Origin of the sequence: Methylobacterium sp. W2 (genome assembly GCF_020662345.1) — a bacterium.
Classification (GTDB): domain Bacteria; phylum Pseudomonadota; class Alphaproteobacteria; order Rhizobiales; family Beijerinckiaceae; genus Methylobacterium.
In genome coordinates this window covers 19,249-33,890 of the sequence record NZ_VMOA01000040.1, presented here as the reverse complement: position 1 = coordinate 33,890, position 14,642 = coordinate 19,249, and the positions used below count along the sequence as shown (strand labels likewise).

Genomic DNA, 14,642 nt, shown 5'->3' with positions numbered 1-14,642 from the left:
CTCCTTGGCTTCGGTACGGGACGGGCTCGCCGCCCATCCGAGCGCGACCATTACAGCCGCAACCGTCGACGACCCTACCTCAAAGCTGACGTACTCATGCTCTGCCGGCGCCGGTAAGGCTGGTTTGCACAGTCATTTGGCTTCGCCGGCATCCGCTGCCGCGACGGGCGGCTGAAGCGCCTTCGCCAACGCCGACTTCGTCGTGCCCCCGGATTTCGCGGCCTGAACTGCGAGCTTGTCCGCCCTGTCGTTGAAAGGGTCGCCGCCACTATGGCCCTTCACCCAAACAACCCGAAGCTTGATGTTTGCGCTGACTGCGGCGAACTCATCCCAAAGATCACGGTTCGCTGCGACGATAGCACCCCGGTTCACCGTATTCGTGATATATTGCGAGTCGGTGCGGATGATGACGGACGAGCCGCCCCCGGCGTATTTTAGCGCCTCTATCACCGCGCGCAGTTCCATTCTGTTGTTTGTTTCGCCCGCCATGTAGCCGGATCGCTCGACATCGGGCGAATGAACGACGAACGCCCAGCCCCCCGCGCCTTGATCTTTCCCCTTCCGGCGGCCCTGTCCCTGGATCGCGCCATCCGTCGATATCGTGAGCGCCTTGGCGCCCATTCTCGTTCGAGGAAGAGCTGCAAGTTTCACGGGAAGGTCGTCGAGAGATTTCTCTCTTACGTCTTCCAGAAGACAAATCCCGCCGAGCCGGCGCTTCGTCTTCCAATCGGTTCCTCGGAGCTGCCTAGCAAACCATTCCCGGAAATCAACGAGCCTGCTCTCGATTGCTAGATCAAGATCAATCGTTGTTTGCTTTGCAGTACTATACGAGAAGGCCTCACCCCATCCACGTATAACGCGATCAATAGTCGCCTGTGTTTGAACGTATTTCTTTCTTGCAGCAAAGCTATGTCCCTGTCTTTTTACTTCAATAATATCATCTCGCCCTGATCTGAGGTGGTCTGCGACAACACTTTCTAGCTTCTGCCTTGCCTTGGCAGACGGTTGCAATAGAGCCGGGAATATGTCGTATCCCAGGAATACGAACCCCTTATCGACATGGCCGTACGCCGCCTTATCCCTCGGTGTTTTTCCATTAAAGGGATCGTGACTTTTCAAGTTTAGACGTTCAAGCGCCCTCCTGGCACTATCGTAAGACTTCGCCGCCTGACTGTTGGAGTCGGCTAGCAATACAAAATCATCGATGAAGCGAATGCAGCGTATGCCTCTTGTGTTGAATTCTTGATCAAAATCGTTCAGCAGAATATTGCCAAATAGCGGTGAGAGCGGCGAACCTTGCGCCACTCCCTCATTATCCGTTGGAAAGACGCGTCGATCCTCGCCAAGTGTAGCCTCATTCGAGAGAACGACTGCGGTTGCTTCAGTAAGGACCCGAATGAATTCCGGTTCTTCTATATCGGCAGCAATTCTCTCGATAACTTGACTGCGCGGGATGTGATCGAAGAAACCTGAGATGTCTGATCGAACGAAGTGCCTCTTACCTTCCAAGATCGCATCACGGATCAACTTTAGGCCGTGCGGAACACTGCGTTCGGGGACTCCGCCTACGCTCGTAGGCTCGTTGATCACTCGCTGTACGAGGGGCGATTTTCCTTGAAGGTGATTGAGCAACGCGCGTTCGACGACACGATTTTCCACGGAGGCCATGACGATGCCTCGGTGTCCGCCGCTCGATTTTTTGACAAGAACACCCTTTTGAGGCGTGAACTGAAATTTTCCTTGCCGAATTAACTTCTGGATCTGTCTTAGCTTTTGGTCGGCATTCTGCCCGAAACTATCGATTGCTGCTCGCGTCTCTTCTGCAGACGACAGGCGCCCATTCGACCGAATTTTATGCCATGCCGCCTGCAGATTTTTCAGAGTAGTTGTTTCGTCGAGATGCTTTCCCAAGATGAATAAGCTCTGTCTTGGTGGACGACTTCGGTTGCCTTCGCCCTACCTCTGTAGGCTCGACGCTCAACAGGACCTCGGCCTGCAATCCGAAGACCGCCGACCTCGGCACCCCATAGGCTGCTCCTGGCTTTGACCCCAAGCGCAAGCCCGGCTGACAACATCACTCCGGCGCTCAATGTGAACCCGGCGACCGCCACCAACCAAAACGCTGCCGACGCACGTGCCACGGCTAAGTTTCGCCGGCCAGATCGGCTGGCATGTTTTTGCATGCGGGCATCGTCGTCACATCCTTCTCCTAGTGGAGCTTAGCCTTTTTGGCCGGGATGCAAGCGGTTCGGCCGCACACCTCCCGGACGGAGCCGTAAATAGTCCTTTGTGACCACCCGAAACTTCATCTCGATATCGAGATCAAGGGCTATGGTCGTTACAGAGGTAAAGCCCGTCCGACGCTCAACAGGACCTCGGCCTGCAATCCGAAGACCGCCGACCTCGGCACCCCATAGGCTGCTCCTGGCTTTGACCCCAAGCGCAAGCCCGGCTGACAACATCACTCCGGCGCTCAATGTGAACCCGGCGACCGCCACCAACCAAAACGCTAATTCAAACTATGCCGTGGCTCGTTGAATACAAGCGGTTCGCGCGGTGATATCGCCGTAAAAAGTTACGCAGACGGTTCGCCAAGATGCGAAGGGGAGGAGACGATTCCCCATTGAAGTGGTCCGCTTGGAAAACCGTCGTGGCGGAATTCACAAACGAGTCCGGCTTTCACGTTCGATGGAATGGCATAAGAGGTCGCCTCTTTAGAAGCGGGAGCATAGGCCATCCACCACCTCGACCGATGCCTCCGACCGGGGGAGCCGCTTCGTAGTGCGGCCGACCAAGCAGCTATGCCCGTCACATCGCTTTGCTGCAGCTAATAAATCTGCTCGTATGGCTGTGCTAGGGAGATAGCAGAATGCCCGCTCCTGGGACTGAAGCCAACTTCCACTCACGGCGCAGTGCCGCTAGGCCTCGTTGGCAGAATGAGACTCCACGGCCCCCTCATCACTGCAACACAATAGCCCCGACCGCCTCCCCCACCGCCAAATCCATCGCCGCAAAAATCACCTCCGAAACCTTCTTCGGCGCCTCCTCATGCGCGAGGTGGCCGAGGCCGCGCAGCAGCTCGACGCGGGCGTGGGTCAGGCGTTGGCGCAGGGCGAAGGCGGTGTCGGGGGAGATGGCCTTGTCCTCGCTGCCGACCACGAGGAGCGTCGGGGTGGCGAGGCGGTCGATGGCGCGGTCGAGGGTGGCGAGGTCCCAGTTCGCCATCATGCCGAGCGCCCCGGCCACATGGCCGGGTGTGCGGAACAGGCGTCGGTAGAGATCGAGCCCCTGCGGGTCGAGGCGGGAGCCGGTGCCGCGGATCAGGCGCTCCACCGCCGGGCGGTCGGCTGTCCAGGCGAAGAGTTTTGGGGTCACCGGGTTGAGGAAGAGCAGCCGCGCCATGCTCGGGAACAGCACCGAGGCGAGGCCGGGAAACGGGGTGAGCGCGCCGTTGAGCGCCACCAGGAGGTCCGGGGCGATCCGCCCGTCGAGGCAGAGCCGGACCAGGAGCGCCGCCCCCGCCGAATGGCCGACGACCAGGGTGGGGCGGAGGGCGAGGCTGTCGAGGAGGTCGCCCACGGCGCTCGCCATCCCCGGCAGGGAGAGTTTCGCGGCGGGGAGCGGGTCGGTGAAGCCGTGGCCCGGCAGGTCCGGGGCGACGATTCGGAACCGCGTCGCCAGGAGCGGCATCAGCCCGCGCCAGGAATGGGTGGCGGCCCCCGTGCCGTGGAGGAGCAGCACGGTCGGGGCCCCTTCCTCCCCCATCTCCTGGATGTGCCAATTGAGGCCGGAGGCCGTGACGAAGCGGCTCGCCTCCCGGTGCGGCCAGTCGGCGCCCTCGCGCTCCCAGCGGGGTCGTTCGGCGGGCGCGCGCATGCTGGAACCCCTATTCCGTCGCCGACCGGATCGCGGCGCTCATCACCCCGGCATCGGCATGGGGCAGGGGCAGATAGCGCGCCCCCATGGCGTCGGCGAGGCGGCGCGCCGAATCCTGCGGCCGCTGGGCCGTGTCGATGAGGATGGCGCGGAAGTCCGCCTCGCGGAAAAGGCGCGCGGCTTTCAGCGAATCCTCAGCCGCGCGCTCCCGCCCGGCGATCCCCGACCGGGCGACGTTGGCCCGTCCATCGGTGAGCATCACCACCACCGGCGTCCCGCCGCCGCGCCTGACCCCGAGGGCCACCGCTCCGGCGGCGTCGATGCCGGCGGCGAGCGGCGTCCCGCCGCCTCCGGGCAGGGCGGCGAGGCCGCGCCGCGACCGCACCAGGGAGCGCGTCGGCGCGAGGACCAGCTCCGCGCCGGCACCCCGAAAGGCGACGAGGGCGACCTTGTCCCGCCTCGTATAGGCCTCGGCCAGAAGCAGTTCGACGGCGCCCTTGGCCTCGGCCAGCCGCTCCAGGGCGGAGGAGCCGGAGGCGTCCACGGTGAAGATCGTCGTGGTCTCGGTCCGCTGCCGGAACCGGGTGATGCGGATGTCGTCGGGGCGGATCATGAGACAGGTGCCGCCCCCCTCCGCCCGCCGGCGGATGCCCTGCCAGGGGGCTGCGGCGCGCAAGGTCGCGATGAGATCGAGCCGGCCCCGGCGGGGATCGCCCGGCCGCGCGCCCATGGGCCGGCCGGAGCGGGGGGAGACGGCCTTCGCCCCGGCCTTGCCGGCCCTCGGCACCCGCAGGCGCGGGCCGTCCCGCATCAGCATCGCCAGGAGCCCGGCGGGAATCGCGGCGCGGGCGGCCTCGACGATGCGGTCGTCGGGGGTGGACGCGGTGCTCTCCTCGGGATCGGAGCCGGGGGCCGCCCCGTCCGGGGGCGGCGGCGTCTCCGGCGCGCCCTCCGCCCGCTCCCGCTCCTCTTCCTCGGGGGCGGGCTCGCGTTCCGGGAGGCGGGTGGCGCGGTGGCCGAGGACGAGGCGCGCGGCCTCCCGCGCATCCGCCTCGGCGATCTCGGCGCGGCCGTCGAGGCGGGCGAGGAGGCGGGCGACCCGAAGGGCGAGGAGCGGCGCGCGCAGCGAGGCGATGCCGAGCCGGGCCGCGACCTCGCTGAGGTCCGCGACGGGATCGTGGCCGCTCCGCGCACCGCCATCGGACGGCGTTTCGGATTCCGGCGAAAGGCCGTCCGATGGCGGTCGAAGCACCGGTCGCGTGGCGCTCGGCGGCACGCTCGTGAGGTCGAGATGGAAGGCCAGCCGATCGGCGAGCGCGGCCGGCGCGGCCTCGTCCTCGCCGATCCCCTCGTCGAGGAGAATCAGCCCGAACCGGGCCGGCCGGGTCTCCGCCAGCCCGTCCCGCTCCACCCTCAGCCGCCCGGTATCGAGGGCGGCGGCGAGATGTCCGGCGGTGCCCTGCCCCATCCGCTCGGCCATCGCGGCGACGAGAAGACCGCCATCGGCCTCGGCCAGCAGCCCGGCCTGGGCCACCGGCCGCCCGGCGGAAAGCGTCGCCGCGAGGTCGAGCCCGCCGACGAGCCGGTCCTCGGCGATGCCCGCCGGCATCCGCCGTAACGGCTTGCCGGAGCTGAGGTTTTCGCGAACGGCATCGAGCCAGCGGTCGCGCACCGGGCCGGCCCCGGCACGCACCACCACGCCGCCGCAGCCGTGCGGGTCGGCGGCGATGAGCCGGGCGATGCGCAGGGCGTCGGTCCAGGTCGCCGGAGCCTCGCTCACGAGCCCAGGACCTCGGCCACGGCCCGCGCGACCCGGGCGGTGGAGCCGGATTCGTCGAGCGGGTTGCGGCGCAGGCGGTGGCGCAGGGCACTCGGCGCGACCTGGCGGAGATGGTCGATCCCCACGGTGTCGGCCCCCTCATAGGCGGCCAGCGCCCGGGCGGTGCGCATCAGGGTCAGCTCGCCGCGCAGGCCGTCGGTGCCCAGAGCGAGGCAGAGCCGGGCCGCGGCCTCCAGGGTCGCATCGGGCATGTCGAGCCCGGGAAGCCGCGCCCTGGCGGCGGTGAGGCGCTTCTGCAGTGCCCGGTCGGCCTTGGCATAGCGGGCGCAGAACCCCGCGGGGTCGCGCTCGTAGGCGTCGCGCCGGCGCACCACGTCGATGCGGGTGGGGAGATCCGTGGGCGTGGTCACCTCCACGGCGAGGCCGAACCGGTCGAGGAGCTGGGGCCGCAGCTCCCCCTCCTCCGGGTTGCCGCTGCCCACCAGCACGAACTTCGCCGGGTGCCGGATGCTCAACCCCTCGCGCTCCACGGTGTTGATCCCGGAGGCCGCCACATCGAGGAGGAGATCGACGAGGTGGTCGTCGAGGAGGTTGACCTCGTCGATATAGAGGAAGCCGCGATTGGCGCGGGCCAGAAGGCCGGGCTCGAACGCCTTCTCGCCCCGCGTCAGGGCGCGTTCGAGGTCGAGGGCGCCCACCACCCGGTCCTCGGTGGCGCCCAGCGGCAGGTCCACCACCGGCACCGGCGCGAGATGACTCTTTCGCGATGATGCATGAGTGGCGCAATGCGGGCATTCGCCGGCGGGCTTGGCGGGGTCGCAGGAATAGGGGCAGCCGATCACCGCCTTCATCGGCGGCAGCAGGGCGGCGAGGCCCCGGATCGCGGTGGACTTGCCGGTGCCCCGGTCACCGAAGACGAGGACGCCGCCCACGGACGGGTCCACCGCGGCGATCATCAGGGCGCGGCGCATCTCGTCCTGGCCGACGATGGCGGAGAACGGGAAGGTGATGGGCGGGGATGTGATGGACGGTTCGGGGTCGCTTCGGGGTTTCCGGAGGATTGCTTGGCTCGCGTCGGGCTCCGGCGCCTCGGGGCGAGAGCGAGGATGGGAGGCTGATCCGGGAAACACCGTTCGGGTCGTTCCATTCAGGACCATAGGCCGTCTCCCGGTGTCTCGACATGGTGTGCGCCTCTCCCTCCCCCGCGAAGGGAGGAGGGTTCTTGCCTTCACTCCGCCGCCGCCTGCTCCACGCCCATCCGCGTCCAGATCGCGGCGAGCGCCCCGACCAGATGCTCGACATCGGCGTCCGAATGCAGCGGCGACGGGGTGATGCGCAGGCGCTCGGTCCCGCGCGGCACGGTGGGGTAGTTGATCGGCTGGACGTAGATGCCGAACTCGTCGAGGAGCGTGTCGCTGATCGCCTTGCACAGGACCGGGTCGCCGACCATCACCGGCACGATGTGGCTGTCGTTGGGGAGATAGGGGATGCCGGCGGCGTCGAGCCGGGCGCGGACCTGGGCGACGCGCTCCTGATGGCGCGCGCGCTCGGTGCCGCTGGCCTTCAGGTGCTTGATGCTCGCCGCGGCCCCCGCCGCTACGGCGGGCGGCAGCGAGGTGGTGAAGATGAAGCCGGAGGCGAAGCTGCGGACGAAATCGCAGAGCTTGGCCGAGCCGGTGATGTAGCCGCCATGCACCGCGAAGGCCTTGCCGAGCGTGCCCTCGATGACGTCGAGGCGGTGGGCGAGGCCCTCGCGCTCGGAGATGCCGCCGCCGCGCGGGCCGTAGAGGCCGACCGCGTGGACTTCATCCAGATAGGTGAGCGCGCCATGCGCTTCGGCGACGTCGCAGATCTCCGCGATGGGGGCGATGTCGCCGTCCATGGAATAGACCGACTCGAAGGCTACGAGCTTTGGCCGCGACGGGTCGATCATCCTGAGCTTGCGGTCGAGGTCTTCCGGGTCGTTGTGGCGGAAGATGTGGCGCTCGGCGCGGGACGCCTTGATGCCCTCGATCATCGAGGCGTGGTTCTCGGCATCGGACAGCACGACGCAGCCCGGCAGCTTGCCGGCCAGTGTGCCCAGAGCCGCCAAGTTCGAGACGTAGCCGGAGGTGAAGAGCAGGGCCGCCTCCTTGCGGTGGAGGTCGGCCAGCTCCTGCTCCAGCAGCACGTGATAATGGTTGGTGCCGGAAATGTTGCGGGTGCCGCCGGCCCCGGCGCCGCAGCGGTCAAGGGCCTCGTGCATGGCCTCGAGCACGACCGGGTTCTGGCCCATTCCGAGATAGTCGTTGGAGCACCAGACGGTCACCGGGCGCTGCCCACCCGGGCTGTGGTGGGTGGCGTGGGGAAAGCAGCCGTTCTGGCGCTCGAGATCGGTGAAGACACGGTAGCGGCCCTCGCGGTGCAGACCGGACAAGGCATCGCCGAAGAAGTCTTCATAGTTCATGGCCGTCCCCTTCCCTATGGATCGCGATGTTTCGCGTTGGCTATTCGTGATTCGTCTCACCGGAGCGTCAGAGAGCGTTCCCTCCCCCCTCCGCGGGGGAGGGTGGCCCTCGCGTGAGCGAGGGTCGGGAGAGGGGAACCGGCTCTCCGGAAAAGCCTGTGCCGACCCCTCTCCCGCCTGCACTGCCAGCACTCTCCCCCGCATAGGCGGGAGGATTCTGGGTGCGGGCAGCCTTCGGCAGGCTCCAGGCCCACAGGGCCGCCGAAGGCAGCGGCAGCATCAGAAAGCCGTGTTCGAGGGTCGCCAGCGCCATCAGCGTGGTGACGATGGTGAAGCCGGCGACCTCGTGGGCACCGATTCCCTCCCCCATCGCGGCCCGCGCGAGCAGGATCGTCACCAGGGCGGCGATGCCCACCGAGAACGGGAACAGCGCGTTCATGCGCCGGTTCCTGAGGAAGCAGGCGAGGTAGCCGAGGCGCTCGGGCAGGAACTCGGCGTTGAGGTTGCGAACGCCGAGGAACATGTTGAGCCGCGCCGAGAGGTTCATTCCCCAGAGGATCAGGTAGGTCCACAGGGCGAACTTGTTGGGCTCTCCCCAGGTCAGGGCGAGGATCGCGGCCATCCCGGCGACGATCGCCGCCTCGTGCCACAGGCTCGTGGCCGCCGCCGCCCGGAACAGGGCGAACCCCCTTGTCGCCGGCGGGCATCCGGTTTTGCGCGGCCCCGCGACGTAGCCCATGTAATAGCTCATCTCCTGCCAGCCCCAGACGAGGAGTGAAGCCGTGAACGCCGTGTAGGCGCCCGTCTCGCTGGTGTCCCCGGCGCTGGCGCCGATGGCGTAGAGCGCGGCCATCAGCACCAGGGTGCCGGCCGCCATGCTCCAGGGATGGGTGTGGCGGGGGCGGTGATCGAGCAGGATGATGAGCCCGGTGGAGAACCACCAGATCAGCACCGCGTAGAGCGCAGGAACGGCGTGGGCGGCCATCCTCCCGCGTCCTACCAGACCGGCTCGAGGCGGATCTCGGCGGGCATCGGGTTGTCGATGGTGGGTAGCGCGTAGAGCCGGGCGAAGTTCACCGCCGAGGCCGCGATCCAGGCCCCCTGTTTCAGCCTCCCCACGATCCCGCCCTGCGCCTTGGCGTCGGCGAGCTTGTTGGAGCAGACGAGGAGCCGGTCGAGGGCCGCCTTGAACTTCGGATTGTCGAGATCGAGGGTGAGCGGGAAGGTCTGTTTCGAAATGTCGGAGGTGATCCGGAACACCTTGAAATCGTAATCGGTCGGATCGACCCCGAGCGCCTTGTGGAAATGCGGCCGGCAATGGTCGCGCACATACATGGTGGCGAAGACGGCAAGTAGGAAGAACTTGATCCAGTAGCGGTTGATGCCCGTGGTCAGCTTGGGGTTGGCCCGCATCAGCAGAGCGAAGGCCTCGCCGTGGCGGAACTCGTCGTTGCACCACTTCTCGAACCACTTGAAGATCGGGTGGAACCGCCTTTCCGGGTTGCGCTCCAGCTCCCTGAAGATCGTGATGTAGCGGGCGTAGCCGATCTTCTCGGAGAGATAGGTGGCGTAGAAGATGAACTTCGGCCGGAAGAAGGTGTATTTCTTGGACTTGGTCAGGAACCCTAAGTCGACGCCGATGCCGAAATCCTTGAGCACGTCGTTGATGAAGCCGGCGTGCCGCGCCTCGTCGCGGCTCATGAAGCCGAACAGCTCGCGGATATCGGGGTTCTTGGCCCGCTTCCTCATCTCCGCATAGAGCACGCAGCCGGAGAACTCGGCGGTGATCGACGAGACGAGGAAATCCATGAACTCCTTGCGCAGGTCCGGATCGAGGCCGGACATGTCGAGGTCGAACTCCTCGTTGCGGGTGAAGTGGCGCTTGTTCGGGTCGGCGCGCAGTTCCGCGATCAGGACGTCCCATTGTTGGCGCACGGGCTCGACATCGGTGCGGTCGAGTTCCTCGAAATCCGTAGTGTAGAAGCGGGGCGAGAGGAAGGTCGTCTCCTGGGCGGCCTTGGTGCCCTCGTTCATGGGCAGCTTCGGCGTGATGCCCTTCGGGGCCTGGTGCTGGATCGAGACGTTCACAGGCGCCTCCTCTCTGAGAAGCTGACTTCGTAGAGTTCGGTGAGCTCGAAATGGCCGGCGAACTTGGTCCAGAGCCGCTCCAGGATGCCGGCACGGGTGACCGTGGCGGTGCGGCGGACCACGAGGCGCTCGCCATAGGGAACGGAGGTCGGCGCGTCGTGGACCTGGACCTCGTCGCCCGGCTCGATCTCGAACGCGGCGTCCAGGGTCACGTGGGCGTGGAGCGTCTCGGGGGTCTGCTCGATCTCGACGGTGCAGGGCACCTCGACGGTGCGACGTCCGAACGACGCGATCATCGGGCGGCTCCGCTGTCGGCGAGCCTGGTCTCGGGGAGGAGCCTCGTGAAGGCGACGAAGTTCGACGGGCCGAAGGCGCCGAGATTGACGGCGCGGCCGGTCGACGGGTCGGAGAGTTCGAGGCCGCCGTCGCTCAAGCGCGTCAGGCGGAAGGGCTGTTCCCGGCCGAGGCCGGCGCGCAGGCGGGCCTGGCCGAAGCCGCGCAGGGTGGCGCGGACGAAATTGTCCTGGCCGGGTTCGATCGTGGCGATGACGTCTTGGGAGCGCGCATCCCGGATGACGATGGCGCCGTCGGCGCGGTCCTCCGGGTTCAGATCGAAGGAGCGGACGATCCGGGCCGGCGGCATCTGCGAGAGGCCGATCCCCTCGCTGCGGCCGACCCCCACCACGACGGTCACGAACCCCATGAGCCCGAGCGCCCCGATGACCAGCGGTCGCGGAATCCGGGCGGCATCAGCCTTCGCCGTCATCGCGTCTCCTCCCTGATTTCAACTCGCGTTGGCGAGGCGCGGCGGGCGGACGGGCCGCTGCCGCGCGACCACCATAGGAGTCGCAGTTTCCTCCGTTGTGTCAAGTGCACTTGACAGTGCGCGGGCAAGGATTTCGGCGGCGCGCTTCGCATCCGGCACCGATCGCATCATCGGCTCGGGGTTTGTGACGGCCCAGGGACGGGCATGCGGCCAGAGATGGAGGTAGGCCACGCGGTTGCCCCGGCGCAGCCGTAAAGGCAGGTCACCACTCCCGTCCGTAAAGACCTTGCACCCCGCGCCCTCGATCAGGCCGAACGGCAGGTTGAGGGTCATCGGCAGGGCGATGCCGAGGCGCATCACCACCCGGCGGTTGGTGATGGTGTAGGTGGTCGAGCGCGCCGAGAGCCAGCCGAGGAGGCCGAGGAGCGCGACCGCGCCGGCGCCGACGAGGAGGGTCGGTCCGGCGAGAAGCACGGCCTGTCCGAAGGCGCCCTCGCCGAGGGGCGGGATCGCCGCCCAGAGGGCCAGCCCGACGAACCAGAGGCCGACGAGGCGGGCATGCAGCGCCCGCGCGGCGATACCGAAGGCGCAGGGACGGCCTTGCCAGAGGATGTGCTCTCCGGGTGGCAGCGGCGCGGGCAGGCCCGGCGGCGCGTCGAAGGCGTTGGCGGGAACGCCGAGGGGGGATTTCGCGGCGCGGCTCACAGGAACGGCTCCTGGCGCTCGGCCGTGGCGTAGAGGGTGCCGGCGCCGAAGAAGGCCATGATCCGCTCCTCCTCGTAGAGGGTCACCGAATCCGGGTCCTTCTGGCCGGGGATGTCGGCGAACTGGTGGGCGAGCAGGGCCTCGGTCTTCACCGTACGCGAGAACCGCCCGGTCCTGCAGAAGGTGTTGGGCATCAGCACCCGGCGCCCGCCGGAGCCGAGCTCGACCTCGATGTAGCGGACCATGGATTCGCCGCGGTCGATCCAGAGGTCGGTGACGGTGCCGGCCACCTGCCGGTCGGCGCCGAACACGGTCATGCCGATCGGGTTCGGGCCGTCCTCGTGGACCACGAAATGCTCGGCGACCCGAAGCGGAACGATCCGTTTCTCGTCGTCCCAGGTGCGGTCGTGGTGATCATCGCGATCGGCATAGGAGCCGGGGCCGATCTGGTCGTGAAGGCCGTCGCCGTCCGGCTCGAGCGGCGAGCCGGGCCAGACCTCGCGCTTGTGGCCCTTGTAGTTCCAGGCCGGCTGCATGTCGGTCTGGGGGGCGGTCTTCACCAGGCCGTTGGAGAGCAGGAACTGCTTCGGGCTCGGGATCAGGATCGGGTCGGGGCGCTTGAGGCGGCCGGCCGCCTCGCTTTCCAGGGGATAGCCTTCGCGCCGATCCTCCTGGCGCAGGTAGAAGACGAGGCCGGCGAAGAAGATCCAGAACGCGTAGAGCACGACCTGGGCGACATCGACATAGCCCGTGATTTCACCTCTTGGCATGATCAGGCTCCTTGACCGGGAACGGAGGACGGCAGGAGGGCGCGCGCCTCCCTGCCGCTTGTGGCGGTGTGACGACCGGTGGTGTCTCGGACCAGCGGTCCGATGGCGACAAGGGTCGCGAAGAGGAGTGCGATCTCGATGTGGTAGACGATGAGGTAGCCCACCGACGGGTCGCTCATGGCCTCGCCCAGCGCCCCGGACGCCGAGAGGCTGGAGCCCACGTCCCGCAGGATGCCGCTCGCCGCGATGGCGATGCCGGCCGCACTGGCCTGGACTGCGCCCCAGGCGCCGAGGGCCAGGCCGGTATCCTCCGGCCCCGCCTTCGCCATGGAGGCGGTGAGCGTGCCGTGGGCGAACAACCCGCCGCCGAGGCCGATCAGAGTGACGCCGGTGGTGAAGAGCTGGGCCGAGGCCAGCGGGGCCGCGAAGATCACCGCCGAGAAGGCCAGGATGCCGACCCCGCTGCCGGCGGCCGCCACCCGGAACGGGTCGCCGCCCCGGTTGAGCCCGCGCGCGGCCAGCAGCAGGCCGACCCCGCCGCCGGCCGCGAGCATGGCGGTGAGCGCCGTAGTGGCCGCCACCGGCAGGTGCAGGATCTGGCCGCCATAGGGTTCGAGCAGGATGTCCTGCATCGAGAAGGCCGCTGTGCCGAGGCCGGTGGCGATGAGGCGCCGGCGGGCGAGGCCGCTGCCGGCATAGGCGGCCCAGGATTGCGAGAAGCTCGGGCGCGGCAGGTCCGTCGCCGTGCGTCCGGGCTGACGCGCCTCCTGCTTCCACAGGGCGATGCCGTTGAGCACGATGGTCACGACGGCCGCGCCCTGGATCACCTGGATCAGCCGCAGGGCCGAGAAATTCGCGAGAGCCAAGCCGAAGGCGATGGCGCTGACCATCATGCCGGCGAGCAGCATGGCGCAGAGGAGCGCTACCACCCTCGGCCGGGCATGGGCGGGGGCGAGATCGGTGGCGAGCGCGAGACCGACGGTCTGGGTGGTGTGGAGGCCGGCCCCGACCATGACGAAGGCGAGCGCCGCCGCCACATGGCCGGGCCAGACCGGGCCGGTGGTGTCGCCCGACAGGATCAGCAGCGCGAACGGCATGATGGCGAGCCCGCCGAACTGCAGCAGGGTGCCGAACCAGATGTAGGGGACACGGCGCCAGCCGAGCACCGAGCGGTGCCTGTCCGAGCGGAATCCCACCAGCGCCCGCAGGGGGGCGAAGACCAGGGGCAGCGACAGCATCACCGCCACGATCCAGGCCGGGACTTCGAGCTCGACGATCATCACCCGGTTGAGGGTGCCGATGAGGAGTACGGCGGCCATGCCCACCGTCACCTGGAACAGCGACAGCCGCAGAAGCCGACCCAGCGGCAGTTCCGGCGTCGCCGCATCGGCGAAGGGCAGGAACGGCATCAGGCCGGGGCCGAGGCGCGTGAGCAGGCGGGCGGTGAGGTCGGCGGGTTTCATGACATGATTCCCCCCTCCCCTGCAGTCCGGGGAGGGCTATTCCGCGCCAATTCGACCGCGTTGGAGAGATAGAACCCGCTGTTGACCCGCTGCGTCCGGCCCACCGCGAAGCCGGCGAGCGCGGCCTTCCTGCCGATCCGGCGGCGCAGGCCGCCTTCGGTGATCGGCACGATGGCGGGCGCCCGGTCGCCGCGCGGGAAGAGCCGGCCGGCGGCATGCATCAGCGTGAGGAGCGCCGTGCGCGGGGCCACGGTGAAGACCAGCGATCCGTCGGTGCGAAGGCCCAGTTCGGCGAGCGCCCGGACGATGTCGCCGGCGCCGTAATGGATTAGCGAATCCATCGCCACCACATGGTCGAAGCGCCCGAGCCGGGGGTCGAGCATGTCGCCGACGCGGAAGTCGATATGGTGACCGCCGAGGAGTTCGGCGCTGCGCTCACGGGCCAGACCCACCAGCGTCGGCGAGACGTCGATGGCGACCACCTCCGCGCCCCGCCGGGCGGCCTCGACGCTGAGGGTTCCCGTCCCGCAGCCGGCATCGAGGACGCGCCGGCCGGTCAGGTCGTCGGGGAGCCAGGAGAGCAGGTTCGCTCGCATGGCGTCCCGCCCCGCCCGCACGGTGGCGCGGATCTTCGAGACCGGGGCGTCCGTGGTGAGACGGGCCCAGGCCTCCACCGCCGTGCGGTCGAAATAGGTGGTCAGTTGCGAGCGGCGCGCCGCGTAGCTGGTGCTCGTCATGGCGCCCACCC

The 14,642-nt window shown here is 67.9% G+C and carries 13 protein-coding genes; all 13 read right to left on the bottom strand.

Annotated features, from left to right (window positions below):
- Window positions 1-132: 132 nt before the first annotated feature.
- On the bottom strand, window positions 133-1,911 hold the full coding sequence (locus tag FPV16_RS19675; RefSeq protein WP_227440057.1) for an RNase H family protein: 1,779 nt from the start codon (window positions 1,909-1,911) through the stop codon (window positions 133-135).
- 1,047 nt (window positions 1,912-2,958) lie between these two features.
- A complete protein-coding gene (gene bchO / locus FPV16_RS19670) occupies window positions 2,959-3,876 on the bottom strand; it encodes an alpha/beta fold hydrolase BchO (RefSeq protein WP_227440056.1) in 918 nt (305 codons plus the stop codon).
- Between the two features lie 10 nt (window positions 3,877-3,886).
- Entirely contained in the window at window positions 3,887-5,656 is a 1,770-nt protein-coding gene (locus FPV16_RS19665) for a magnesium chelatase subunit D (protein ID WP_227440055.1), read from the bottom strand.
- Window positions 5,653-6,666 (bottom strand): magnesium chelatase ATPase subunit I, encoded by a 1,014-nt coding sequence (bchI, locus tag FPV16_RS19660; RefSeq protein ID WP_319802255.1) that lies wholly within the window; start codon window positions 6,664-6,666, stop codon window positions 5,653-5,655. The genes FPV16_RS19665 and bchI overlap by 4 nt, the downstream gene beginning before the upstream one ends.
- Window positions 6,667-6,884: 218 nt before the next feature.
- The gene (hemA, locus tag FPV16_RS19655) at window positions 6,885-8,102 is read right to left on the bottom strand and encodes a 5-aminolevulinate synthase (protein ID WP_227440054.1); all 1,218 of its coding nucleotides are present in this window, start codon (window positions 8,100-8,102) and stop codon (window positions 6,885-6,887) included.
- 67 nt (window positions 8,103-8,169) lie between these two features.
- Window positions 8,170-9,087 carry a putative photosynthetic complex assembly protein PuhE gene (gene puhE, locus FPV16_RS19650; RefSeq protein ID WP_227440053.1) on the bottom strand — a complete coding sequence of 306 codons (918 nt, stop codon included), beginning with the start codon at window positions 9,085-9,087 and terminating at the stop codon, window positions 8,170-8,172.
- Window positions 9,088-9,098: 11 nt separating this feature from the next.
- The gene (acsF, locus tag FPV16_RS19645) at window positions 9,099-10,136 is read right to left on the bottom strand and encodes a magnesium-protoporphyrin IX monomethyl ester (oxidative) cyclase (protein ID WP_227440074.1); all 1,038 of its coding nucleotides are present in this window, start codon (window positions 10,134-10,136) and stop codon (window positions 9,099-9,101) included.
- 50 nt (window positions 10,137-10,186) lie between these two features.
- Complete coding sequence (locus FPV16_RS19640; protein WP_227440052.1) at window positions 10,187-10,486, bottom strand: hypothetical protein; 300 nt, start codon at window positions 10,484-10,486, stop codon at window positions 10,187-10,189.
- Window positions 10,483-10,956, bottom strand: coding sequence for a photosynthetic complex assembly protein PuhC (puhC, locus tag FPV16_RS19635; protein ID WP_227440051.1), 474 nt, complete (start codon window positions 10,954-10,956; stop codon window positions 10,483-10,485). The genes FPV16_RS19640 and puhC overlap by 4 nt, the downstream gene beginning before the upstream one ends.
- A gap of 18 nt (window positions 10,957-10,974) precedes the next feature.
- The gene (gene puhB / locus FPV16_RS19630; protein ID WP_227440050.1) at window positions 10,975-11,661 is read right to left on the bottom strand and encodes a photosynthetic complex putative assembly protein PuhB; all 687 of its coding nucleotides are present in this window, start codon (window positions 11,659-11,661) and stop codon (window positions 10,975-10,977) included.
- On the bottom strand, window positions 11,658-12,431 hold the full coding sequence (gene puhA / locus FPV16_RS19625; protein ID WP_018043261.1) for a photosynthetic reaction center subunit H: 774 nt from the start codon (window positions 12,429-12,431) through the stop codon (window positions 11,658-11,660). Before puhA ends, puhB begins: the two co-directional genes overlap by 4 nt.
- Before the next feature lie 2 nt (window positions 12,432-12,433).
- Window positions 12,434-13,894 carry a BCD family MFS transporter gene (locus FPV16_RS19620; protein WP_227440049.1) on the bottom strand — a complete coding sequence of 487 codons (1,461 nt, stop codon included), beginning with the start codon at window positions 13,892-13,894 and terminating at the stop codon, window positions 12,434-12,436.
- Window positions 13,891-14,631 carry a magnesium protoporphyrin IX methyltransferase gene (gene bchM / locus FPV16_RS19615; protein WP_227440048.1) on the bottom strand — a complete coding sequence of 247 codons (741 nt, stop codon included), beginning with the start codon at window positions 14,629-14,631 and terminating at the stop codon, window positions 13,891-13,893. Before bchM ends, FPV16_RS19620 begins: the two co-directional genes overlap by 4 nt.
- Between the last annotated feature and the right edge of the window lie 11 nt (window positions 14,632-14,642).